The organism is Blautia sp. SC05B48 (assembly GCF_005848555.1).
Taxonomy (GTDB): Bacteria; Bacillota; Clostridia; order Lachnospirales; family Lachnospiraceae; genus Blautia_A.
Genome location: NZ_CP040518.1, coordinates 3072002 through 3098830, shown reverse-complemented (window position 1 = coordinate 3098830; position 26829 = coordinate 3072002). Strand labels below are relative to the sequence as shown.

Here is a 26829-nt window from a genome sequence, read left to right as displayed (position 1 = left end):
AAGCAGCGATTGTAAGAAAGGGCAGCCTCCCGTGGGAGACTGCCCTTATCTTCAATCGCTGTCCCTTAGTTTTCCATTTCCAGTGTTTCTACATCATCATCAAATGTATCCACTGCATCGTCCATGGTCTCCTGATCCAGAGTCAGCGTCTCAACTTCATCTTCTTCCTCGTCCTCCTGCAGAGCCGTATTCTTAAAATCTGCAAGAAGGTCACTGGAAACAGTATCACTGGATGCCAATGCATCCTTCAGTGCATCGGATCTAACCACATCCGTAAGGAGCTTTTCTGCACTCTCCTCTGTCAGAACATCATTCTCTGTAGCTGTAGTCTTATCAACTGTTTCCTCCGCTGTTGTATTCTGATAGAAGGATGGTTTTCTGATATAACGGAAGCTTGCACTGTATGCCTCACCAACCGTTACACCATTCTTGCTTGAGGAACAATGTACTGCGATCCAGTCGCCGGAATCCGTCTTTCCGCACAGGATACCAACGTGGTTGTTGCTTCCTGATTCCGGTCCTCTCTGGAATACCAGATCTCCTGGCTGTGCATCTGCTTCGCTGACAACACCGGCCTTCTCCCACTGGTCAGAGGTTCCGTCTCCAACTGCTGCCTGCATTCCCTGATTCTTATATCCATTGATCACTGCCCAGGTAACAAAGCCGCTGCAGTCCAGACCATATGCACGGAGCGTACCGGAGCTTCTGCTGCCGTCTGCAGATACCTTCTCAACGGAACCCCAGCTTGGGTCTTCTCCGATCACCGTAGATTTACCGCCCCAGAAATACCCAACCTTACCAACCAGTGAATACGCTGCAGTGATAACATCTACACGATCCTCAGAAACATCGTCTCCCACACTTTCACGGACAAAGCCTTTGGATGCGGTAACTACCGCACAGAGAAGCTTACAGTCTGTTTCCACATATTTCTTAAGGACGCTTCTGTCTTCCTTCGCAATATTGTTCTTCTTGATGTAGTAGTTGATCTTGCGATTTCCGTAGGATATCTTGGTAATATCCTGTTTGTCCCTGACGATCGGGTTCATCTCCGCAAAGATCCTTGCCAGATCATCCTTACAGGATGCATCCAATGTAAATGACGTTACTCCTGCTTTGCTCTTTTCATAAATATAAACAGCAAGGATATCCTGCCAGTTTCTTACCAGAAGTGTATTCTCCGTATCGGTAAGCTTGTTCTTCTCTTTATATTCTCTTTCAATCTCTTCCATTACAGAAGCAAAATCATCGGAGAAGGACAGATGATAATTGTTCTTAAGACTATCCAGATAAAAATCCTTGCCTGCATGGAGATTGGAAACCATATTTGTCACATAAACAGGATCTCCGATCTGTGTTGCTGTGGCGTTATTTCCATCTGTGATCTCTGTATTTTTGTTATCTTTTTTGTTGTTACTATCGTTCTTGTCAGCAGCTGCAAGCTTGGCTTCTGCCTCCGTCAGGATCTTATAATTCGTAACTTTGGCCTTTTCTGTCTTAGACAGCGCCTCATAAGCTGCACGTGCGCTCTCTATCTCAGCTTTATCTGCTGCTGTGATCGTTCTGCCTGCCAGTGCTTTGATCTTCCGGATCACCGCCTGTACCTTTGCAGAATCATCCCTGGCCGGTGTTGCAGTCGGTGCAGGTGTTGCGGTTGGTTCCGGCGTTGCCGTTGGTGCAGGTGTCGCTGTCGGTTCCGGTGTCGCCGTTGGTGCAGGTGTCGCTGTAGGCTCCGGTGTTGCAGTCGGTGCAGGTGTTGCGGTTGGCGCCGGTGTTGCAGTCGGTGCAGGCGCCGGTGTTTCCGTTGGTTCCGGTGCAGTAGTTGGTTCCGGTTCAGGTGCAGCAGTTATTTCCGGTTGCGGCGCAGCTGTCGGCACCGGATCTGCCGGAACTTCCGGTTCACTTACCTCACTCCCGTCTCCCGAAACACCTTCCTCAGCAACAATATTATCTGCTTCCTCGGCGGCTTTTACTCCGGTTGGAACTGCCAGTACCATAGCTGATAACATCGTGATGCAAAAAAACTTATTCAGGTACTTGTTCTTCATATTTATTAAGATGCTCCCTTCTTTCCTTGAACATCCCTTTACTTCCCCTATAATAAAGGTCTGCCTTAAACCATTTGATAACTTAAAGTTTAATTCAATTTATTTTAGCATACGAAAATTGTGAAATCAACCGTTCTGGTAGGATATCTCTTCCAATTCATCTTTTTTTCACTTTTTATTCATATTTTTGTAAGATTCTTTTTGGTTTACCATAACATAAAAAAGCCACAGTGCTCTCACACACTGCGGCTTTTTGTATACTGTCAGACAGTCACTGCCGGCTGTCCGCCCATATGAAACTGTTTTCTGACACAGAGCTGAAAAATCCCCTGTACAACCTGATAGCACACCCGAAGGATAAAACGAATGTCATCGGCAATGCACCGCGGGCTTTCCAGATAATATGCATGACGCTCACGGATATATTCCACAAGTTCCTCAAAGCTTTCAAACTGCTTTGCTTCTTCCAGCTGGCTGTCTGCTGCGCCGCTGAGGATACATTCTCTCAGGCGGTTCTTCAGCTCAGCTTCATAAGAATTATGTGCTGCAAGATTTCCTTCGTATGTTTTGTTATGAGGAAAAGTAAAATAATCAGCCATATAATGCATGACCTCACCGAATCTTCTCCAGTATACTCTGGCATTCTCTTCCTCCGGGTTCTTCTCGACAAGCGCCCTCATCTTATTCTGGAGATGATCAAATGTTCCGAAAAACTCATGTCTGGTGGTGAGAAATGATGGTTTCAGATCAGGCATGATATTGCCCAGGCAAAACGCTTTTCTGTGCTGCTGAAGACTGTACACCTCAGACATCTGGTCAGCCAGGTATCTGCCTAACAGTATATGTGATTTTTTACGCAATTTTTTCCCTCTTCCTTCTTTCCTGATCCAGATTCTGACCGGTCAACAGTAATTGGTTCCGCCCGGTCCTCTTCTGGTATCCATAAATCATCCGTTTTCCGGAACCAACTCTACTATAGCACTGTTTTTTCAAATAATCAAATAAAGATTATGTAAAATGTCATGCGGATATTCGCACCTCCACAGAGTACTTCCCTGATTCGGTTAAATTTTTAATCCAGATCAAAAAGTTGCCGCTGCTTCAGGTCAATAGCTGCCCAGACGGTACTTGTCTTTGGTTCTCCGTAAAGATAAACCGTGCTGGAAACCTGAGCCCAGACTTTGCAGCTTTTGCGGTAATCCTGTGTACCGTCCTCCTCCGTCTTTCTCAGATATGTCTCGATCCCCGGAACTGTAAGACTGTAGGCATTGTTCTGAACATTATGGAATTTTCCATCTGCACTGCAATATAACGGCTCATTCTCTTTCCCATAGGGGATCAGGCTTCCGATTTTTTCTGTGATATCTGTAAGCTTCCTGTTCCTGAGTTCAGACGGAAGGGTATTCTGGATACTGTTATCCGGAAGCTGTCCGTTTTCATCTTCGATATAAAATTTCAGGACCATCTCCTGATCCTTCAGATCATCCTGATCCAGATCTGCGCTGACCATATTATAATCCTTTACATTGATGTTCAGATCTGCATTTGTCTCAAGCGTATTTGCCTCCCCGGTTGCCCAGGTACTCTGGTCTGTCATATAATAATGAACCGATTCCGTCCGGGCAGAAGGATCAAGAGTATTTACAAAGCTTACCTCCGGCTGTACGGCTGTGACATTAGCCGCTGCCACGATCGCATTGATAAAAAGCCTGATCTCATCGTCGCCGGTCACTGCAGAATGCCCGGCTCCTGTATAGATCACATTGCCCTTGCTGTACAGATAATAATTATTTCTCGCATCATTAGGAGATTTATCATAAATACTTCCGGATAATGCATACCAGACAACAATGTCCGTTTTGCCGTCACTGTTCCCGTTGATATCACAGTCCTGCTCCAGCCCCAGCTGATAATACTGCCCGTGAGTAACAGCTATGTTCAGCATGTCTCCCATTTTGTAAGGATATTTGGTGATCGCACCTTCGTTGATCCGGCTGATACTGGTTGTGGTCGTTCCATTTGATCCCAGCTGATACTGATTCAGCAGATTATTGGTGTATGCCTGGGTCTGTGCGTAGCTTTCACCCTGATCTCCGGTTTTATATGCTATGTCACCGGCTTTTTCCATCAGCTCCTTAAATGTAACGGAGGAACCGTCCGTCAGGCCCCTTCCCTGTTTCAAAAGCTGCGAAACTGTCATTCCGTTGGAAAGCTGCTTATCGGAAACGATCCCATAACGATCCATTCCCGTTACAGAACGAAGTATAGTATTCAGCGAAAGTCCCCATGTCACATTATTGATGTTGGCTCTGTGCAGATACGCATCGTAGTATACATCTGTGTTTTCATCCACTCCGTACTGTGTTGATGCTATTTTTCTGTACAGCTTATTATAATCATAATTAATATACGATGTGGTATCATGCGCAAACAAAGTGCTTTTTCCGGACTTCACAAAATCCAGGATCTCGTCTGCCTGATGGTTCGCATTTGAAATATCCTGATATACATCTGCAAATCCAATGATCAGCATCTGCTTGTCCCGGAGAAGCTCTCGCATCTGGGCCTGTGTATACTGATTGATCTCCGTGACTGTTTTTGATTCCATGACAATATTGAAATCCTGAACCCCGGACAGCAGCTCATTAAATCTCCGGCTGCTGCTTAAGGTCCATGTGCAATTTGTCGGGATCAGCTGAAGAACCCGGATCGTCTGCTTCTGACCGGATGTATTCTGCTGTCTGGAATACCCTGTCTCTGAAGTATGGACATAAGAATTACGATTGCTTACCGCTTCCAGCTTCCATGTGATCAGCTTAAAATAATCCGATGGAATTTTCCGGATCACCGTATATTTCTGCCCCATCTTCAGCTCATAACGGTAATCATCCTCTCCATACTTCACCTGTGTTAACACATTTCCGCTTTCATCCTGCACAACCATATATTTATCCTGCTTTTCCCTCTCGGAAAATACACCGTCAAAGTTCAGATCAATATACAGATTGCAGTTATAAGTGGAAATGGCAGGAGCAGCGTCAGAATCATTTTCAACAGTGAACGTAAATCTCAGTTCATCCTGGATCGTTCCGCTGCTTTCGTCACTGAAATCATCCACACCTGCTGCCTCCGCCGGTCTTCCACCATTTTCATCAAAATTTATCACCGGCTTCGCAAGCTCCGAGAAAAACCGGATATCTTTTTTCCCACTGCCAAGCTTGGAGCTTTCAAAAACATTATCGTATTCCAGCGCCTGCTGGATAAAGCTGTAATAATAGGAAGAGGTGTCAACCTTTGAGCTGTCTGCTTTCCGTTCACCGGTAAGCAGTTCGGAACTGATCACGACTGGATAGCCGCTTTTGACAAAATCCAGCAGCTCCTGGCTTTGCTGCTTTGTCATATCATTGCCGGACCCCCGCAGATATCCGCCGCCGTCCGGTCCGTAGGTATTTAAGGGCGCAAAGCGTTTTACTCCGTTACTGCCGCTGTAGCTCTGGTCATACTCATTATCCAGCTGTCCCAAAAGCTTCAGAAGTTCCTTTCTATTGCTCTGGATCTGTACACCGGAGCCTATATGCACATACCGGAGGCTTCCGTCTCCTGTGATCAGAGGATCGCTGTCTCTGTTTTTTGTTCCGCCGATATAGAACATATCATAATCCGAAAGGATATCGTCAACATGGCCCACAAATTCCGAAGCTGTCATTGTTTTGATATTGATATTCTGAGAACCGTCTGTTATAGCATCGATTTCGGAGGTGTCTGCAGATTTATCGTCGCCCAGCCATTTTCTTACTTCATCAGCGGTAAGCTCCGGACTGCACTTATCCGGTTCGATCTCCAGAACATTGATCTCTGCTTTTGTAGTCACCTGCCGTTTATACTGATAGTTGATAATATATTCCAGGGCACGAGCCTGAGAGATTTCTTTTGTGAGAGGCTCCAGAGCTTCTCTGCTTCCATCTGAAAATGTATCTTCCTGATCGGAAGAATCTGTGCTGTCTGCCCCTAGCACTCCAAGCGAACGGTATTTATTTTCACTTTCAACGTAGTTCAGGATCTCTTCAAAGCCGGCAACGGCATCCGGAAAGGTATCTGTGCTGTCTTTATCCGCATCCGGATTAAAATTTGTATGGAACGCTGTGTTCACAAGGCAGTGTTCCGCGCCTGACTGCTGAGTATTTCTGAAAACGTATACGTAATGGTTTACATAGCTGCCGTCTGCATCATCATCCTTTATAAAAGCGTTAAATGCTTCCTGCAAGGCAGAACCGCCGGTCAGTCTGAAGGAATTGATGATGCATGGAACTGTCGAGTTTCTGAAAAAGGCTGCCGTTGTATCGGAAAGCGTTCCATTGATATAGATCAGATCATAATCCGCCAGAATTCCGGTATCGGAATTTTCCGCCGCTGCAGATAACGTTTCGCTGTCTTTGGCAGGAGCATCCTCCAGTGCAAGGTCTTTTGTATCCGCGTCTGTCTGTACTGCACATATCTCGCTGAAATCAGAAGCTTTTTTTGTATCGACCTGGATATTCAGGTTTTTAAATTCTTCGTCCTCGGGAGAAAGATGGAATACATATCTCTTCAACCAGTCGTTGTTGACATAGCCTCCCTGATAGTAAAAATGATCCACCTCAACCTGGCATGCAGAGCCATCTCCCTGAACAAAGCTGTAATTTCCATTTCCAGGTGTCAGCTTGTACTCTGCATCTGAAGTATAATGCGTTGCAGCTTTTCCATCACCTTCCTCCACCTTCAGGTAAGGGTCCTCATTTTCCGGATAAGAGGGATAATACCAGCCAAAATTTGCAAAAGCAGAAGGATCTGTATCACTTCCGTCTGCAGATCTCCGGCAACAGAACCAGACCTTCTCAACCTTATAGTAGTAATTATATAAAAAATCCTCCGGAATGCTCTGGATATCCTCGTATTCAACCGGCTGTTTTCCCGTAACAATGGAAACAGCCACACGCTCCACATTTCCGGTCCCGTCATCCTTCCAGTACCAGTACTGACCATCTGCAAGGGTGATATCCCCCTCTTTGCGGACAGCCTCCTGCCCCTGGTCTGCCAGCTTCTGATCCTCTTCCTGCGCATACTGTACCTGATCTCTGATGTAATCCAGATCACCGATCAGTGTATATTTATAGAAAGGATACTGCTCTATACTTTCTCCCAGATAAATGTACGGATCTGTCTGGCTGCCGGCTGATGCCGGGTTTTTCAGTGCTCCAAGGATACGGCTCTGTGTGATAGTATCTTCATTAACATCCTGAATTTCCAGTTCGTCTTCGTCAGGCGCTCCGCTATCCGGCTGCTCTGAGTCCTGGATCTCCGGATTTTCCTCATCACTTTGTATATCGGTTGTATCATCGGAAAACTCCCCACTCTCACCGGCACCAGAGCCATTCTCATCATCCGAAAGCCCATCCTGGATTTCACTGCTTTCCACTTCCGGCTGGTTCTCCTGAAATTCCTCTGAGGGCTGCCGGCTCTTTGCAGTTCCATCATCAAAATCACTGCTTTCCTGTTCTGTCACAGGGCTAGAGTTATCCTGTACAAGTACCCCATCCAAAGCCACTGAAGCATCTTCAGGCTGTTCGCCGGGGAATGTATACTTCCCTTCTCCGATATTATTTACGATCTCATCTGTCAGATCCGTATACACATTCTCGTAATATCCGTATTTTCCATTGGGATAATCGTATTCCGGAAGTATGGTTTTCTGCCCTCTGTCATTTTCATCCTTCAGAGCATTGTTTACTGTGGCGTTATCTACCTCCTCAAACTGCAGGAAATAGCTCCCGCGTACATCATCTCCCTCTGAAAAATAAAAGTTCCTGATATTCTCACGGTATTTTTCCGGCCGCTCATTATCCTGCTCCACGTCCTTTCGGATCGGATAATATTCCTGCTGCTGTTTTGTATAATCCCCGGCATCATCTTCGACATAATTTCCGTTAAGCGTAACCGTATCTGTCCTGGATGATCCGTCAAAATTCCTGAGCTCCAGCTTCTTCCAGCCATCCTCCTCACCTTCTCCGGCGTCAGGAAAATATTTTTCCTGATAGTCTGAATATGTCAGAGGACTGCTCTTTTCACTGTCCACTCCGGCAGCACCTGCAATATCACGGATCTTACGGATCCCGGTGTCTGCGTTTTCATCAACAGATCCGTCTTCCGCGAGCTTTACATTCATTGCAAATTCCTTCCGCTGCTTTTCCGGAAGCTTTTCAAGCCCTTCCTCCAAAGTGGAGAACCGTATGGTCCGGGTAACATTATCCTCATCCTGGTACTGGTATTCATAAAGCTTCAGACTCGGCTCCTGTCCGGACACATAATAACCGATCTCTGCATCTTCACTGTCATCTACAAGCTCCAGGATGCGGAAGGGCTTCTTTTCCGTGGAATTTTTTACAATGGTTTCGATCCCGGGCATCATTGCCGCCGAAGCCTGTACGGAAACACTGCTCTCAAACAGTGCGCCTGCACCAAGGACACCTGCTGTGATCACTGCTATCCCGGATAGCAGCAGCTTTTTATGTTTGATCTTCATGTCTGTGGCTGACCTCCTTCTTCCTGCTGTTGTGAGCCCGGCAGTATTATCTTAACCGGATTACGCAGATCCACGGTATGCAGCGTCCGGAGCTTTTTTCCAAGGTTTTCTGTGATCAGCTGGAAACGGATGATGCCGTCACTGTCTGCCCGGCTGACATCCACATGAAATTCCATGATACCTTCTCCATAGACTGAAGGCTCTGTCAGCATACTTGTCCCGGCTGCTGTGATTTCCTGTCTGCTGTAATAAAGCTTCTGTTCGCTTTCTCTCCAGTCCAGAACATCCACCACACGGATGCCAGCTCCACCTTTGTTTTTCTGTATGGAACACAGAAGAAGAGTCCTGTCACCATCCGTACTGCCATCGATATCATCAGAGATCGGAGCTCCCGGAGATTTTCCGGATCCGTATGCGTAATAAATGCTCTCACCGGCATTGACGATAAGCTTCTCCACACTGTCTGTAAGCTCCTGGGTGTCCATCTGCACTCTGGTGCTGCCTGAAATACTCCTGTATAATCTTGAGCCTGCTGCAACCGCCGTCAGCACCACAGCTGAAAAAACAGCTGTGATCGCAACGGCAACGATCATTTCCACCAGGGTGAAGCCTCCGTTTTTCTGCTGTCTCTCCTGTTCTGTTCTCATGAAGCGTCCTTTCCTGCAGAAATCGTATATTTTCCTGTATCCTGAAACAATGTAATGATCCTTGTTCTCTGTCCTCCGCCATGAACCGTGATCTTTTCACAATAGGGCTGCGTGCTGTTTTCCGGACGGTCAAGAGGGATGTCCTCTCCGTCAGAGAGCATTTTCAGGATATCCTTCTGCTCCCACACCCGGCTCTGGATGGGCAAAAACCCTCCTGTGCTCCGGTCATATGTAAGGATCAGCTCGTTTGTGCCGTCTTCCCAGAGATTTACCGTTGTGCCATTACTGTCTGTGTAGCTGATCTTCATTCTCCCTGAAGTGATCTTTTCCGACTGTTCTTCCCTTACACCTGTTTTTCCCCGATCCAGATAATAACTGATATAATATCCGTCTGAAGTCCAGGAAAGCCTCATTTCACCTACAAGCCGGTCCATAGCCTCTGTTTTTGTCCGGTCCAGGGCTGCTCCGATGGAAATGGCTGCCCTGTTTGCCCGAAACCCGGCTACCGGATCCAGAGACGGAACCAGAACCGCAAGAAGAATGGCAAAGATCGCCAGGATTACTGTCATTTCTATCAATGTAAATCCTCTGTTTTTCTTTTCCGGTAATTGCTTCATATCCTTATCCCTACTCTTTTTTCCAGTTTTCATAAGTTACATACTCTGAAAGATCATAGCTGTCGGAAAGCTTTCCGGTTCCGTTTCCGGCATCCTCTGCGGACGTATTTCCAAGGACGTATTTATCTCCCTCCCAGAAAAACTGCTGAGGTGCGATATCCTCATTGACAGTAACGCTCTGGAACACCCTGGCAGCCTCAAGGGATGCTGCTTCCAGCTTTGCTCCCGGCTCCAGTGTCAGCTTTCCCTTTGCCATGATGATCCCACGGAACTGTACTCCTTCATCGATCTTCACGTCTCCGGTGCAAAGCACAAGACGAAGCTTGTCAGCCATAGCCTGTGTGATCTCCAGTGTCCTTCCTGTTCCCGGAACCGTGGTCTTTTTGGTACTGCCGTCAGAAGCTTTCTCCTCATAGGTACTGCTCACACCATTATGGCAGATGATCGCAGTCAATCCGTCATCCTCCTCACCGGCCGTAAATTCGCAGCTCAGATCATTTGGATGTTTTTCATACAGATATCGGACCATTTCTTTTTCATTGACCAGATTGTCAAAAACGCTTCTTCCGCTGTCTGTCTCATCATGTATGATCCCCTCGGAGTCCTCCATCTTCGTATTGAGAAGATCCACGCTTGTGATCATTTTACGGTTCAGGGCATACCAGGTATTCTGATAGTTGATCTGCTCCTGGACCAGCTTTCCGGAGGCCTCCGCATCCGTTGCGTCCATAAGATCACCAGAAGCCGTATTTCCATCATAGGTCAGAATATTTCCGTTTGTCACATAGCGGAGATAATTATCTGTTTCTCCCATGCGGATCCCGGAGTTCTCGCCGGCAAAATAGAACGACAGATACTGATCCATATTTGACTTTATCCGTGGATTGCTGCTGTAATAGCTGTCCATAAATGCCGCCGCACTGGAGGGATCTGAAAAATTCAGGTAAAAATAAACCGAGCCTCCTCCGGAATTGTCATTATAAAAGACCTCCTGTACCGGCTGGTTCTGATCCACTCCGATCTGGCGGAGAGTTTTGCCTCCCCAGCTTTCCACCGGTTCATCCCATTTCACCGGAAGCTCTGTCTGCCCCATCAGCCCGGACTGGCTATATTCATCGTAGGACACCGGATTTCCGCCAAGCACACCGGATTCCAGATCAAAAAGTTCCACAGGAAACAGATAGGCAAGCTGTGTTCCCTTTACTGTCAGGCTCTCACCGGTCATCACATCACTGTTTCCGGCACTGCTGTTTCCTGATGCGATCCTGGAGGTGCCTATATAATTTTTTCCGGCAAGCATGAGCTTCTCCACTCCGGAAAGATCCATGGTCGTATTTTTTCCATTGATCACGATGGCACTGCTGATAGCCGCATCCGTCCAGTTTGTATACAAGGTTCCCGCATTTCTGCAACTGTCTGCTCTTGCCGATCCTGCTGAGCCGTAGCCATAATAATTCCCCCGGATAGTCACATTGCTGTTTTTTCCGGATTCCACAGTCAGATCGTCTGCAAAATATGTAGTTCCCAGAAGATTAACAGTCGCAGAGGAAAGTCTCGCCCCCTGTGCCCAAAGGGTCACACCGGCATCACTGGTAAAGGTTCCTCCTTCCTCCACCTTGATCTCACCTGCTCCCACAACCTTGTCTCCCCGGGTGATCTCCAGGGAAGCGCCCGGCTTCAGCAGAATACTTGTGCGGGAATCCCCGTCCGGATTATCTTTGCCTTTTAAGAGCCCTGCATAAATACTGCCCTGGATCGTGGATGCTTTTGTCACATCTGCATCACATATGATACCTCCCTCTGCCACAACGATCATGTTCATCAGATCCGGAAGTGTGGATGGGGTGGGAAACTGTACCTCCGGAATACCCAGACGGATGTCGGTTTCGATCACAGATGCCAGCCCTTTGGCGTCCACATAAATTACCTTCAGGTTTTCCAGGAGGATCCCGTCCTTCCGGCTTTTTTTCAGTATCGGATCACTTCCTGCAGGTGTGGTCACGATCAGTGTCTCTTTATCCGGATCGTATTTATTGCTGTCTGTAAGATCCAGATAGCTCTTGAGATGCTCCAGACTGTATTCTGATCCGGAGCCGCCACTTTTTTGAAGGCTTTCGGCAAGCTTTTCAATAAAATCATTCTGAAATTCCTTCTGACGCTCTTCATCCTGTACTACATCCTTGGAAGCACTGTTTTTATCGTATGTCTCCAGTACATGAATGTAGGCCTTTGACATGGCATCTCCTATATCCTGCTGCAGCCCTGTCTTTATTTCCTCCAGTGCACGCTCAGCCGTATAAAAGCTGTTCTTCCCCTTCAGATCTGTAGTTTTCATAAAGAAATTGCTTACTGCCAGATACAGCATCAGCATGCTTAAAATGCCGATAAAGGACACCGCCAGGATCACGGTGATCAGGGAAAAACCCTGGTTCTTTTTTTGTTTTGTCTTACTGTTCATTTTGTTCATTCTTTTCTCCAGAAACTCAATCTTCCTTCGCACTGTCCAGAACAGCGATCCGGTCGCTTTCCGGAAAGCCTTTCTCTGCTGCACCGGCTTTATATATACTCACCTTTGCAGTATAGATCCTGTCACTCTGCTTCCGGTCATCAAGGCCGTTATGATCCAGGACCTTCTTTGCAGCGCTCCCTGTAAGCTTTCGTTCATTGGCACCTGATGCGCTGACAGCCTGATAGGTCAGCTTCATCTGGCTGATCTTTGGTCTTGACAGGATCTTATTCAGATCACTGATATTATAGTCAAGATTGGTACGAAGCTTTGTCTGTGCTTTGTAAAGGCCGGGATTGGTGTTCCAGTTGCTCTTTCCAAGCAGGGAAGGACTTTCCTTTACTGTCAGGGACATCCTGTAGGCATTTTCCTGAACGGAGGTTGGTGTACCGTTTTCTTCGTCCCTCTGCTTTGTGATATAAAGCTGCAAAGGATAATTGGCAGTATTATCCAGAACGATCTCATCCAGAGGTGTCACGCTGCTGTCAGATTCATAATTGGGATAATAAAAAACATACAAGCTTTTCAGGTTTGCATCTGCTTCCGCGCTGTAAAATGGAACATATGCACTTTCGTAAGTACAGAAGCAGTCACTGGTTGTCTTTGTTCCTGTACGGAAGGATTCCCCGCCGCAGGGGCAGATATCCATCCGCTCATATCTGTTTCCGTTCTTTTTCACATAATTATATGCACTTAAGGTATAGCGGGCCTCTGCCTTAACGGTTCCGCCGCTTTCTGTCACACGGATATAAAGGGTCCGCCTGGTTCCTGCATAAACCTCATCCTCAGAAAGCTTTTTCGGTTCATCCTCCCCGCTGCCCTCTGTTTTATCCTCTGCATACTTTTTTTTTGCATATTCCAGCTGTCCGGACACAATCTCCCTCATTGCATTATCATCCCATTTTTTATCCATGATAAGGAACGCATTGGTCCTGGTATCCAGCTTTGAGATATTCGGCATAAGGTAATCATTTTTGCCGTATTCATTGTTGGAGGCTGTTTTCTTGCTGTAGCCGGAATCCTTACTTCCGTCAAACTCCAGCAAAGCGTCAAAGCTTTCGACATCATTTTTCACATTGGTAAGCTGGAAATAATATTTCGATGCATTTTCTCCGTTTTCTCTCGGATTAAATGTGTAGGTCCTGCCATTGTCCTCAGAGATCACAGATGCCGTGACTCTGGATGTATCTTCCCCATCTGCAGCCTGGTAAAGCCGTACCCCACTATAGCCCTCATGGTCCTTCAGTACTTCTCTCACTCCAAGACTTCCATCCCTGACCTGGTCGATCTGGGAATCCAGAAAAGAAAGTCTTGTTTTTTCTTTTCCGGAGGATGATTTGTCGATCGGATAATTAAATGCCAGAGAAAGATCTCCGAAATCCTTCGCCCTGACCTCCTCCATGATATTTTCCGCCATTGCTGTTGCTTCCATATAGAGGGCGGATTTTCTGTTGATCAGTCCCGATGTGACAAATCCCCGGAACAGTACCACTGCAGCAATGGAAAAAATACTCACTGCAACGATCACTTCGATCAGTGTCATACCTGAATTCTTTTTATTTTCCGTCATTTTTCACCTGTTCCCGAAAATACAGATAGAGGGGCCTCTTTTTCTCCCCTCTAACTGTCTCCTTCTATTTGCCTGCCTCTGCATTCTCTATCGTACCGAAAAGATTACCGGTTCCATGTGCCACACTGCCTGCATCCGGTTTTGTATAGCTGTTGGAGGTCCCTGTCATGGAAAACAGATCCACGGTCAGCGTACCTGTAAGATTTCCTGTAGTCGGATCAAAGGATGCATTTACCGAATCAATGGTCATCCTTCCATTCTGTGATGCCAGATATTCTGCCAGCTCCTTCAGGCTTGCATAGGTGATGGAAATCTGCAGGTCATCCTGAGTCCGGTACAAAACCGGTGTTGCGGTATCCTCCTGGTTTTCTGACGCATCCGCTGCTTCCTGCTGTTCCTCAATATCCGACTGGGATCTTCCGTCCATAGTAGCCACGAATTCCTTCGTTCCAAGGCCTACGCTGGAAGCCTTCATATCCAGGGAATTTTCCATGGCACTGGCAAGAAGGATCCCGTCTTCTTCCTTTATATCTGCCGGAAACTGTGCCACATAATCCTCGATCTTCTTCTGCATGGAGGAGGTTTCCTTCACGTAGTATTCCTTTTTTTCTGCCATTTTCAGAAGCCTGTCCAGATGTTCGCGGACAGACACACTCTCTGCCTGAAAGGTCTCTGCCTTCTCCATCTGCGGACGATATCCGAACACATATCCCGCCGCAAAGAACGCAATACCGAAAAACATCAGCAATATTATTTTATCATGCATGGATATCTTAAGTTTCATCCTCTGCCTCCTTACTGTTCGCTGTTCTCATCAGCAGCTGCCGGTTTCTCATAGGTACAGGTAACGGTCATAGTAACCGTTCCATCGTCAGACTGATCGATGCCTGTTGTAGTTACCGTTGCCAGACTTTCAAAGGTCCGCAGCTGCATCAGAGTATCCGCTGCCTCCGGTTTTCCGGTAACTCGCATGGAAAAACTGACCTCTGTTCCTGTGGAACTGAAATTTTCAATAGTAATATCTGACGGCATTTTCTGCTCCATTTCCTCAAGAAAGCTTTTCAGCTTTTCGTTGGGGGTATTGGTAAGCTCATATATTTTTTTGTATTTCTTATATTCCGATTTTGCTTCGGTATAGGCATTGTAGATGTCCTCAACGGGGCTTTCTTCCGTTACCCGCCGGTTCAGATATTCGTAATTTTTCTGCTGATGGATCCTGTTTGCAAAGCCTGCTCCCGTAAGAGCAAGCCCGGCCACTGCACCGATCGCAAACACCACGACCGCACCTCTCAGAGATTCCTGCTCATTATTCTTTTTACCGGAGGACTTCTCTTCCATAAGGTTCACACCGGATCTGCCCGGCGCCAGGATCGCCACATACAGAAAAAGATCCTCATTTTCCTTTTTATCCGGAAGCTGATAATTCTCAAGCTGCCGGATGCGGTGTACCTCCTGTCCAAGCTCATGCCCGAGAAGTGCCATCACTCCACGGATCTGTCCGCCGATCCCGCAGCAATAAATAGAGTCAAAAACAGCTCCCGGATTTCGGGATATGTAATAATCCATGATCCTGGATATATTTCCGATCATATAACGGAGACTCTCCGTTACCTCCGCCTTTGCATCCGCCAGCTGCCTTCCCTCTTCATCCGCCCTCTGGCTGTCTTTCCTGTATTCTTCTGATTCATTAACATCCAGTGCCTCGTAGAAGCAGTTTTTCTCAAAAAGAAGCTTCAGAGCTCCGTCTGTATCCAGCCTGTCTCCCAGTACCGGAAATGCACGTACTGCCTCCACAGCAGAATCCATACCATAATTTATATTTCTCTGCAGAGCCAGTTCTCCATCACGTATGATCGTAATACCGGTAAATTCCAGTTCGATCTTCACCAGCATATGAACGCCCTTCGAAAAAGCGCCCTTTACAGAATGGTAGATGCTGTCTCCTGTATAATTGATGCCGGTCATGGTAAGGCCTGCATTCTCCGCAAATTCTCCGTAAGCCCTGGAAATGGACCGTGGGGCCGCATAAACCATCAAATGATATTGTGGAGGCTGCTCCTGCACCTCCTCGATATCGATGATACTGTAGGAAAGCACATACTTTGAGATATCGATTGGAAAATAATCCATGACATTGGCCTCGATAATACTTTGTATCCGGTTCTTCTTTACAAGAGGGATCCGTACTTCCCTGCTTGCGATCCTGGTGGAGCCTACTACAAAAAATACTTTTTTTATCCGGATTCCTCTTTCTGACAGTTCCTTTCTTAAAATACCTGCCAGATTCCTGGTATCCCGAAGCTGTCCGTCCTCCACACTTCCCTTTGGTACCTGAATACAGAAGCAGTGCCGTATCCTGTTCTTCCGTCCGTTTTCTTCTATCTCTGCCACACGGAGCTGTGAGGCCTCTGCCTCTATGCTTAAAAATTTCGCCATTTCCGGTTCCTCCAAATACTTTTACATGGTCTTTTCCGTTGCAAAAATACACCTGCTGTATTTTCCTCTGTGCGGATGTACTTTTGCAACAGAAAAGTGGCTGCTGCTGTTTACAGAAATACCTTCTGTATACAGCATGACACTTTCCTGATTTCACAATAACGATATATACCAGCTGATCCACGCATTTCCCCACAGGGCAGCCAGAAAAATACCTGCTGACAGATATGGGCCCATGGCCAGCACATGTCCCTCACCCTGAACCCGGATACGGATCAGATGGATCACAGAGCCGATGATGCATCCCAGCAGAAATGCCAGAATGATCTGCTTCCACCCGAGGATCAGACCGCAGGCAAACATCAGCTTGATATCTCCGCCACCGATGGCTCTGCCCCTGCTTATCAGATATAGGATACCTAAAAAACCGCTGACACAGACCATACCAGCCAGATGAGAAAGAAGATTTCCTCTGTCCAGAACAGCTGCGGCCACACCAAGGATAAACAGAAACCCATTGATCCCCGGCGGGATCTCATAGGTGCGCCAGTCGATCAGACTTAAGGTCAAAAGTGCTGATGTCATCAGACAGTAGATCAGACTGAACAGATCCATCCCGTTTACCAGACAGATCACTACGTAGAGAATCCCGTTCAGTGACTCTATGACAGGATACTGGAAGGATATCTTTGATTTACAGCTACGACATTTTCCACCTAACAGCAGCCAGCTGAATACCGGGACCATATCATACCACTTCAATTTCCTCCCACAGGTCATACAATGGGAGGAAACCGTCACAATGGACTGATGAAGCGGAATCCGATAAATGCAGACATTTAAAAAGCTGCCTATGGTGATCCCGAATATAAAAATGACTATGTAAGGAACTATTTCAAGTAAAAGGAGCATAGGGGTATTCCTTTCTGTAGAAATTATGCGTGATTACTTTTTAGCTTTAGCCTCACCAGAACTCATATACTGTGCAAATTTATTATTTTTTGACTCTGTTCCCTCAGCATCCCCAGTAGTATAAGTTACACTTGTACCACCCTCAGAATTAACAGCTACCATAGCTACAATACTAGTAGGGTTTCCATCAACACCCCACTTTTTGGATTTTGTTGTGGTGGTATCCCATTTAGGAATAGATGCCTCTAATTCTGCTTTCAGCCCATCCGGACAATTCTTAGAAACAGTAGTTCCAGCATTATGTGTAATTGTAATAGTATATGTGTCTGTAGCAAGCTCATTAGCCGGATCAGCAGCATATACCTTAACAACCTTTACCATCTCATCCATATTGGAAGCATCAGCAGCTTTTCTGGACTTCTCAACATACTTTGTGTACTGTGGTGCAAGGATCCCGCCAAGGATCGCCATGATTGCAATTACGATAACAAGCTCTACCAGTGAAAAGCCTTTGTTATCTTTTTTCTTTTTGTTTAAAAGCCTAAACATATTGTATCTCTCCTTTTTCATAAATCTATGATGAATGCAGCTCCCTATGCTTAACTGCAGCACATCCTTAATCTGTTTCGGGCAGTTCCCGCAGAAGCTTTTCCGGTCCGGTCCTGCCCTGGCTCTTATCTTTACAGATTATCAAGTCCTGAATACATCGCTGCAATAGGCGAAATAACCGAAATGACGATGATTCCGATGACCAGTGCCATAAACACGATGATCAGAGGCTCCATGGCTGCCAGCACACTCTGTGTAGTCATTTCTACCTCTTCATCATAATAATCCGCCAGCTTTTCCAGCATAGCCTCCAGGTTTCCGGTTTCCTCACCGATCCCGGTCATCTGACAGACCATCGGCGGAAAGATCCCGGATGCCCGCAGCGGCTCCGACATGGGAATACCCTTCATCACAGCTTCTCTCACATCCATCAGCGCATTGGTATAATAGATGTTCCGGACAACCTTTGCTGCTGTTTCCAGGCAGTTGATCGTAGAAATCCCAGCTGACAGAAGAGTACTTACTGTTCTGGAAAATTCAGCACAGGCTGTTTTGACGGTAAGCTTGCCAAACAGCGGCATTTTCATTTTGATACGATCAATGACCAGCCGGCCCTGTTCACTTCTGTATGCTGCACGGTACCCGGCTGCCAGCGCAATGATAACCGCCAGCAGCACATACCAGTGCGACGAGGTCCAACGACTGGCATTCATTACAAACATGGTAATAGCCGGCATCTCAATATCCATTCCGTCAAACATGCTGATAAAGATCGGGATCACATAAAGCAGCATCACCGCAATAACAGCGATGGATACCACGATGAGGATAATGGGATAAATGGTTGCTTTCATTACCGTTGCTCTCAGCTTTGCTTCTTTTTCAAAGTGTACTGCCATGCGGGAGAAGGAAGTATCCAGACTGCCGGCGGATTCTCCTGCCTCCACCATATTTACAAGCATCGGCGGAAAGCTCTCCGGCTGTGCCCTCATGGAATCCGCAAGAGTATTGCCCTTCTCCAGCCCGGAAAGCACCTCACTGATGGATTTTTTCAGCGTTTTGTTTTCTGTCTGCTCTTCCATCATCTGCAGTGCCTCTTTCATCGGGACACCGGCCTGCAGAATACTGACAAACTGCCTGCAGAATACACTTAAGTCTCTCGACTTTACTTTTTTTCCTATAGAAAGATCAATATCTTTATTCAGAATTCCCTGCTCCCTCACGGAAACCGGGATCATTCCTGCATTTTTCAGAGAATCGAGGGCTTTTTCCCGGGTATCAGCCTCCAGACTGCCTCTCTTCTCTTTTCCGTTTCGATCAACGGCAATATATGAATAACCCGGCATAGGTTCACTCCTCTCAGAAATCAGGCAGATCAAAGGTTACTTTTTTGTTCATGGATACCGGATCCTGTGCATAGGTAACGGCTTCATCTGCATCGATGATTTTTCTCATATAGAGATCATACAACGCATCATCCATGGTCTGCATTCCCAGTCTTTTGCTGGTCTGCATGACCGATGGGATCTGATATGTTTTGCCCTCGCGGATCAGATTCCGGATGGCATTGTTTGCAAACAGCACCTCAAGGGCAGCCACACGCCCCTGTCCGTCTGCCCGCTTCAAAAGCTGCTGGGATACAATGCATTCCAGTACAGCCGCAAGCTGGATACGGATCTGCTGTTGCTGATCCGGCGGAAAAACATCGATGATCCGGTCAAGGGTCTGATCTGCTCCTGTGGTATGCAGCGTGGAAAACACCAGATGCCCGGTCTCCGCCGCAGTGATAGCTGTAGAGATCGTTTCCAGATCACGCATCTCGCCCACCAGGATCACGTCCGGATCTTCGCGTAGTGCCGCACGGAGAGCCTGTGCGTAATCCATGGAATCACTTCCGATCTCTCTCTGATTTACAATGGACCGGTCATGCCTGTGCAGATACTCAATGGGATCCTCCAGCGTAATGATATGATAACAATACTTTTTGTTGATCTCATGGATCAGTGATGCCAGCGTTGTGGATTTACCGCTTCCTGTGGGTCCTGTAACAAGTACAAGGCCTCTTTTCCTTGTAGTCATTTCTACCACTTCCGGTGGGATCCCCAGTGATCCCGGTTCCGGGATACCAAAAGGCAGACACCGCATGGCTGCTGCCAGCGTTCCTCTCTGCTTAAACACATTCACTCGAAAACGGCCTACCCCGGATATGGCGTATGCGAAATCAGTCTGCCCGTTTTCCTGCAGCTGCGCTCTGTGTCTTACATCGATCAGAGGCATGAGTAGCTTTTCCATCATTTCAGGTGACAGTGCTTCTCCTTCTATGGGATCCAGCTGTCCATCCACACGATACACCGGCGGCCTGCCCACAGTAAAGTGGACATCCGATGCCTTCACACGGACCGACCCTGATAATACTTCATCTAATATGTACATTTTTTACCTCTTGTTGCTGATCCCTCATTCGTAGGAAACTTTCAGCATTTCCTCAATGGATGTGATTCCTTCCAGAACATAACGGATACCATTGTCATGCAGTGTACACATTCCTGCCCGTCTGGCTGCATTTTCCAGTTCCTCTGAACTTCCGCCTTCTGCGATAAGATCACGGATCTCCTCGTTCACTTCCATGATCTCAAACACACCGGTTCTCCCAAAATATCCGGTATGATTGCAGAGATCACAGCCAGTTGGCTCATATATTTCCATTTCCTTATAGGTATCCTGTTTCAACAGACGTTTTTCCTCTTCTGTAGCCAGGCGTTTTTTGCGGCAGTGCGGACATAATTTACGCACAAGACGCTGTGCGATAACGCCTACAACGGAATCCGCAATGAGATAACGCTCCACTCCCATATCCGCCATACGGTTCAGGGTGCCTGCTGCATTATTCGTGTGTAAGGTGGATACTACCAGATGTCCGGTGATCGAAGCCTGTACTGCGATTCCCGCAGTTTCCCTGTCGCGGATCTCACCGATCATAATGATATCCGGATCCTGTCGGAGGATCGAACGCAGTGCAGATGCAAAGGTCAGATTCACCTTATTATTCACCTGGATCTGATTGATCCCTTCAATATCTGCTTCCACAGGATCTTCAACAGTCACAATGTTGACCGCCTCTTTATTAAGTTCGCTCAGCGCCGTATATAATGTAGTAGACTTTCCGCTTCCGGTAGGTCCTGTAACAAAAATAATACCATAGGGTGCAGACAGCATATGGTCAAAGCGTTTCAGCTCATCCGGTGCAAGCCCCAGCTCTTTTTTGTTTTTGGTAAGGCTCAGCTTGGAGGAAATACGCATAACAATCTTCTCTCCATGTACTGTAGGTACCGAGGAGATTCGGATATCGTATTCCTGACGATCCACCATGATCGTCAGGCGTCCATCCTGTGGTTTTCTCTTTTCGGAAATATCCATTCCTCCCATGATCTTGATCCTGGTGGAAATTGCAGGAAGAAGGCTGTTGTCGTAAACCATTTTTTCATAAAGAGTACCATCGATCCGGTAACGGACACGCACTTTACTTTCCAATGCTTCAATATGGACATCACTGGCTCTCTGGCGGATTGCCTGTTCCAGCAGAGACCGTACCAGCTGAACGATAGGTGCGTCACTGACATCTGCTCCTGTCTCTTCTCCGGTATTAGCCCGAAGCTGCTCCCGTTCTTTTGTAAAACGTCTGGCTGCATCCAGCGTTTCCGACGCACCATACCAGCGGTCGATGGCTGTACGGATATCTCGGGTAGTTGCGATATAAGGCTCCACCTGAAGATTGGTCACAATGGAAATATCATCAATAGCCATCATATCCATCGGATCCGCCATAGCCAGATGCAGGATATTTGCATTATAAGGATCCAGTTCAAAGGGAATACAGGTATACTTTTTCAAAAGATCGACACTGACCAGCCCCCGCACTTCCTTCGGGATCGTTACCCCCGCCAGCTGGACAACCTTAAGGCCAAGCTGCATCTGCAGTGCCCGTACGATCATCTCTTCCGTGATAAAACCATTATCGACCAGAACCTCTCCGATCTTTTTGCCGCTGCCCTTCTGCAGCTCCAAAGCCTTTTTCAGTTCTTCCTCAGTCAGAACATTCTGTTTGATCAAAAGATCTCCCAGTCTCATCCGTTCTCTTCTAATCGCCATTTTTCTTTCATCTCCGCATACAGGGCAAACCTGACGTCCACCTTATTTTCACTTAATTCGTACACATTCAACACAATCAGCGCAATTATTTGTTTTTTACAAAAAATAACACATATAGCAGATTTTAGCAAAAAACATCAGAAAAAATCGAGTAGGAGGGAGTGATTAGCTCCCGTCCTCTCACACCACCGTGCGTACCGTTCGGTACACGGCGGTTTCAATAGTTGATGTGCACAGACTGATAGGCTGTGGCTAAATCATAAAAGCCACCGTTTATCAGTCTTTCTTTTGTCATGGCTTTCTTAACTGTTGTCAGATTCGCACAATACCAGTGTCCTCTCCGGCAGTTTGCTGCCATGTTCGCATAGTATTCGTGTACTCCCATCTTTATCAGATTTCTTTTCTTTGTTCTTGGAAGTTTCCACTGTTTCCATATACACATGCGTATTCTGTGATAGAGCCATCCGTTGATGTCTTCAATATTGTTTTTCATGCTTGCTATTCCGTAATAGTTCAGCCATCCTCTTGCATATACCTTGATTTTCTCAAGGCTTGGTTTGATTGACTGTACAGACTTACGGGAAGATAACTCTTTCAGTCTCGACTTAAACTTCTTCCATGACTTTGGATGAACGCGAACGTAGATACCGTTCCCATTCCTTCCCAATGCAAAGCCAAGAAACTTAAAATTTCGGATTGCAAACACGCTGACAGTACGGCTTTTCTCTCTGTTGACTGTAAGTTTCAGCTTCTCTTCCAGATATTTCGTACTGCTTTCCAGAAGTCTCTCCGATGCCCGTTTGCTCTTCGCAAGGAGCACAATGTCATCTGCATATCGGATACATGGGACTCCTCTCTTTACAAACTCCTGGTCAAACTCATTAAGGTAGATATTCGCCAGTAATGGGGATAGGTTTCCTCCTTGTGGCGAACCTTCCTCTGTTTCCATCACCACTCCATTCTCCATTACCCCACTTTTCAGATAACGCTTAATCAACTGTACCACCCGTTCGTCCTTTACGGTCTTGCGCAGTAAGTTAATAAGGATTTCATGGTTAAGTGTATCAAAGTATTTCGATAAATCTAAGGATACTGCATAAGTGTATCCTTTTTCTGCATACTCCTTCACTTTAAGTATTGCGTCTTTGGCGCTTCTGCCCGGACGATAGCCAAAGCTACCATCTGCAAACAGCGGTTCATAGATTGGCACTAACTGTTGGGTTATTGCCTGTTGGATGGTACGGTCTATCACCGTTGGTATGCCAAGCTTTCGCACACCACCGTCTGGTTTTGGAATTTCAACCCGCCTTACCGGAGATGGAGTATATTTTCCTCTGAGTATCCGGTTTTTCAGTTCCTGTTGATGTTCCTTTAGATATGGCAGGGTTTCTTCGATACTCATTCCATCAATACCTGCCGCTCCTTTATTCGCCTTCACTCTTTTATACGCTCTGTTTAGATTATCTTTGTACAGTATCGCTTCCAAGAGTTTCGGCTGTGCACTGTCTCTTTCTTTCCATATCCGATTGAATGACCTTGACGCTTTCGCATACCCTTCATGTTCCGCACTATCTCTTTGCGAACAGCCACTTTTTGTGTTTTCTGTCATCATCAGTCATTCCTCCTTTCCCAGTCATACTCAAGACTCCTACTGATTCGGTCCTTCACCTTTCGGCTACTATGACCTCTGCTGACTTCTGTGCGTTCAGCACTGCTTTGTACAGTGGTTACTCCTTTCGGAGCATACCGCACAGACCTCCCCGGGTACCACACGTTTCTTCCTCTCCATCCATCTGCCTTATTTATCACGCATGATTCCGTGTAGTTATTGGGCTTTGACTTGGATAGCAGCCTTACCCTCATGCATAACCTTATATGAGATTTCTGTTCGTCAGACCAGAGATTTGCCCGTGGTTAGTCTGTTCCCACATCCGGCTTCCTTCGGATTCCGTCTCACGATGGACACCCTTGCCTTCGGCTATATCCTTCCCACTACCGGGCGGATTCGGGACTTTAACCCGTTAGAAACGTGCGCCGCCGGGCGCACTACAAGCAAAAAACTGTTCTGCAATATTGTATTAAATTGCAGAACAGTTTTTTCAGTTCAAGCGGATATCCGAATCCCGCATTCGGTTAAATTCCATACACCTCTTTATTATATTTTTCAATCTCGTCATCAATAATTGAATCTACATGAGGGAACAGACAACCGGGACCTCCATAGGTAATACATGGAATGAAATGTCCGTGTGGTGCATACTCCTCACATGCTCTTCTGACCTCCTTGCGGATCTCTTCTTCTGTGGAATCCACACGGTCTACAATAGAAGCATCGATTCCACCCATAAGTGTCATTCTTCCGTTCAGCTGTTTCTGGAGCTTCGGAATATCATTCTGCGGAAGTGTTCCCTGCCAGATGTCAATCCCAAGATCAACCATATCCTCTATGATCGGTTCCATGAAGGAATCTGCGTGATGCATGATGATCACTCCATGGTCTTTCATATATTTATAGGATCTTTCATACTGTGGTTTGATAAATTCTCTCCATGTGTCCGGACTGATGAACAGGGACTGCTTGGAACCCCAGTCATCGTGGGAAAGGATGATATCCGGGTGGAGATTATCAACGATCAGCTTTGTAAGCTGAAAACGGTACTCCCCAATGGCATTGCAGAGATCCATCATATCCTCCGGCTCAAGAAGGAAGTTCACCAGCATATCCTCAAATCCCATCAGGAAGTGAAGCCTCTCAAAAACACCTGTAGGCATAAATGCCATGAAAAGGCTTCCTGAATCCTTTATCTCCTGTGCCTTCTGTTTAAATGGTTCCCATAAAGCCGGATCCGAGCACTGACCGACAATATCCGGGATCACCAGCTGCTCTTTCCATTCTGTGATATCATCAATGACTTTGTTGTCCTCTGTTACATGTGGCATTGCAGCCAGCTGTTCCTGGGGCCAGAGGATCTCAGTTCCGAAAAGATCCTTCATAGGCTCCATACCACGGTGACGGTTTCCACGCACATAATTATTTGCCGGGTTAGGCGGGTAAAAGGTCGCACCCTCATACTGTCTCAGAAGTCTTTCCGGCCTGCCGTCCTTTTTTATCGTTTCAAGTAAAATCTCCGATGCTTTCAACATAATGCTTCCTCCTTTATTATCCTGTGATCTTTCAAAATACTCTATTACTTATCTTTATGATCTTGCGTCAATCTCAGCCTGATACTGAAGAACCTTTTCCTTTGTGATCTTAAATCCAAACACCAGAAGCAGAAGACCTGCCAGACAGAAAATAGCCGGAACAAGCGCAAAGGAAATCGTCATTCCCTGACGAGCCGTCCCCTCAAGAACAACTCCGGATTTCCAGCCTACCGCCACAAGACAGGCGCTGAGGATCGTTCCTCTTAAGAACACGGCAATCTTCAGCGGAAGATTCTGTAATCCCATGATCCATCCGGATGCATCTTTTCCGCTCTTCCATGTTGCATACACTACAGTGTCAGCATAAAGTGCAGGTGAAGCTGCAAAAGCCATGCCATAAAAAAACTGGGCAAGTGTCATAAGAGCGATCACTGTCATTGCATTTCCATAGAAAATATATACAAGGAACAGTGATACTGCCATTCCTGCATAAGCAATGATCATAGTTGTACGGGACGATATTGCTTTTGCAATGTATCTCATGGAAAAAGCTCCGATGATGGCACCGATGGCAACCCAGAGAAGATAAGTGGTCATCAGTCCCGGATTTCCCATTGCATCCCTGAAATAGTAAATAGCTGATGCTGCTGTTACAAATTTCACACACCATTTTGCAAGGTCTGCCAGCATCAGGACCATAAGAGGCGGATTCTGAAACAGGGAAGCAAACATCTCTCTGATCGTGATCTTTGTTTTGTCATTTTTCTTTCCTGCTGTTTCCGTTTCAATCTCTTCATAGCCTTCCGTCATCTTGAAATGGGCAAAATAGGTTACGACCATCAGAATACCCAGGCAGAAAGCTGCTGCTGCAAATTTATTTTTCTCACCGACATATCCGGCAAGAAGTGTTGCAAATGGAAGACCCATATAGGAAAACAACAGACCGCCTATGTTATTCCAGGTTGCCCTGGAGGATGCAAGCGTTGCTTTGTCTTCCGGTGTTTTACCAACAACACTGATCAGGGTTGCGTTGGCAACATAGCTGAAATTCCATGCCACATGAGATGCGATGGATGCGACAATGATCACCACTGCCGAAACCCATTCATTATCGCTGACACGTATGAACATGAATGCATACAGAAACGGCACCATCCACGGAACCATGATCAGCCAGGAACGATAACGCCCCCATTTCTTTGCTTTTGTGCCGTTGATGATTCCTCCGTAAAGCCAGGACAGACAGGCATCAACAATGGTAAATACGGAATTGATCACACCAGCTACACCAGCTGCAAAGCCTGCCAGATCCGTCAGAAATGTCATAAAGTAAAATGTCTCGATGTTACTCATAAGAACAAATCCGGCATCACCAACACCAAAGAAATATTTCAGGGCATTTGTAAGACCCTTTTTCTGTTTCGGATCTTGTTTCGGTATTTCATTTTTACTCATTTTCTTTCCCCCTTCGCTGTTTTTTGTGGGGCCGGCCATTTCCACAACTTCACGTTACCTTTGATGGTTATAGTATAGTTGTTTTTTTCCTGTTCGTAAATCCGCACACTTCTTCATTCTTTCTCCAATGCTTCATACTTTTTGTACAGTTATTATTGTAAATATGCACAAATAATTTTCTCTCCGTTTTCTTTTTATTTTCCGTCTAATATGTTATAATTTCCTATAAATACAAGG

17 protein-coding genes are annotated in these 26829 nt (G+C 46.4%); all 17 read right to left on the bottom strand.

Features of this window, described 5'->3' with window-relative positions; translation table 11 throughout:
- Window positions 1-65 precede the first annotated feature (65 nt).
- The 17 genes from EYS05_RS14375 to EYS05_RS14285 all read right to left on the bottom strand — a co-directional run bounded on the left by EYS05_RS14375 (window position 66) and on the right by EYS05_RS14285 (window position 26592).
- On the bottom strand, window positions 66-2048 hold the full coding sequence (locus tag EYS05_RS14375; RefSeq protein ID WP_138277422.1) for a C40 family peptidase: 1983 nt from the start codon (window positions 2046-2048) through the stop codon (window positions 66-68).
- 263 nt (window positions 2049-2311) lie between these two features.
- A complete protein-coding gene (locus tag EYS05_RS14370) occupies window positions 2312-2908 on the bottom strand; it encodes a zinc dependent phospholipase C family protein (RefSeq protein WP_118515887.1) in 597 nt (198 codons plus the stop codon).
- Between the two features lie 212 nt (window positions 2909-3120).
- Window positions 3121-8607, bottom strand: coding sequence for a DUF5057 domain-containing protein (locus EYS05_RS14365; RefSeq protein ID WP_138277421.1), 5487 nt, complete (start codon window positions 8605-8607; stop codon window positions 3121-3123).
- Window positions 8604-9254 carry a PilW family protein gene (locus EYS05_RS14360; RefSeq protein WP_138277420.1) on the bottom strand — a complete coding sequence of 217 codons (651 nt, stop codon included), beginning with the start codon at window positions 9252-9254 and terminating at the stop codon, window positions 8604-8606. The genes EYS05_RS14365 and EYS05_RS14360 overlap by 4 nt, the downstream gene beginning before the upstream one ends.
- Window positions 9251-9871, bottom strand: coding sequence for a pilus assembly FimT family protein (locus tag EYS05_RS14355; protein WP_138277419.1), 621 nt, complete (start codon window positions 9869-9871; stop codon window positions 9251-9253). The genes EYS05_RS14360 and EYS05_RS14355 overlap by 4 nt, the downstream gene beginning before the upstream one ends.
- Window positions 9872-9881: 10 nt before the next feature.
- Entirely contained in the window at window positions 9882-12338 is a 2457-nt protein-coding gene (locus EYS05_RS14350) for a type II secretion system protein (RefSeq protein ID WP_138277418.1), read from the bottom strand.
- A 16-nt stretch (window positions 12339-12354) separates the two neighbouring features.
- Window positions 12355-13947 carry a type II secretion system protein gene (locus EYS05_RS14345; RefSeq protein ID WP_138277417.1) on the bottom strand — a complete coding sequence of 531 codons (1593 nt, stop codon included), beginning with the start codon at window positions 13945-13947 and terminating at the stop codon, window positions 12355-12357.
- 64 nt (window positions 13948-14011) lie between these two features.
- Entirely contained in the window at window positions 14012-14731 is a 720-nt protein-coding gene (locus EYS05_RS14340; protein ID WP_138277416.1) for a hypothetical protein, read from the bottom strand.
- 11 nt (window positions 14732-14742) lie between these two features.
- A complete protein-coding gene (gene pilM / locus EYS05_RS14335; protein ID WP_138277415.1) occupies window positions 14743-16383 on the bottom strand; it encodes a pilus assembly protein PilM in 1641 nt (546 codons plus the stop codon).
- 153 nt (window positions 16384-16536) lie between these two features.
- Window positions 16537-17295 (bottom strand): prepilin peptidase, encoded by a 759-nt coding sequence (locus EYS05_RS14330; protein ID WP_138277414.1) that lies wholly within the window; start codon window positions 17293-17295, stop codon window positions 16537-16539.
- A 33-nt stretch (window positions 17296-17328) separates the two neighbouring features.
- A complete protein-coding gene (locus tag EYS05_RS14325; RefSeq protein ID WP_243119123.1) occupies window positions 17329-17844 on the bottom strand; it encodes a type IV pilin protein in 516 nt (171 codons plus the stop codon).
- A 131-nt stretch (window positions 17845-17975) separates the two neighbouring features.
- Window positions 17976-19190 (bottom strand): type II secretion system F family protein, encoded by a 1215-nt coding sequence (locus tag EYS05_RS14320; protein WP_138277412.1) that lies wholly within the window; start codon window positions 19188-19190, stop codon window positions 17976-17978.
- A gap of 13 nt (window positions 19191-19203) precedes the next feature.
- Window positions 19204-20277 (bottom strand): type IV pilus twitching motility protein PilT, encoded by a 1074-nt coding sequence (locus EYS05_RS14315; RefSeq protein WP_138277411.1) that lies wholly within the window; start codon window positions 20275-20277, stop codon window positions 19204-19206.
- A gap of 24 nt (window positions 20278-20301) precedes the next feature.
- The gene (locus EYS05_RS14310; RefSeq protein WP_138277410.1) at window positions 20302-21993 is read right to left on the bottom strand and encodes a GspE/PulE family protein; all 1692 of its coding nucleotides are present in this window, start codon (window positions 21991-21993) and stop codon (window positions 20302-20304) included.
- A gap of 217 nt (window positions 21994-22210) precedes the next feature.
- The gene (gene ltrA, locus EYS05_RS14305) at window positions 22211-23605 is read right to left on the bottom strand and encodes a group II intron reverse transcriptase/maturase (RefSeq protein WP_330575480.1); all 1395 of its coding nucleotides are present in this window, start codon (window positions 23603-23605) and stop codon (window positions 22211-22213) included.
- A 521-nt stretch (window positions 23606-24126) separates the two neighbouring features.
- Complete coding sequence (locus EYS05_RS14290) at window positions 24127-25137, bottom strand: uroporphyrinogen decarboxylase family protein (RefSeq protein ID WP_138277409.1); 1011 nt, start codon at window positions 25135-25137, stop codon at window positions 24127-24129.
- A 54-nt stretch (window positions 25138-25191) separates the two neighbouring features.
- Window positions 25192-26592, bottom strand: coding sequence for an MFS transporter (locus tag EYS05_RS14285; protein WP_118623784.1), 1401 nt, complete (start codon window positions 26590-26592; stop codon window positions 25192-25194).
- Window positions 26593-26829: the final 237 nt, after the last annotated feature.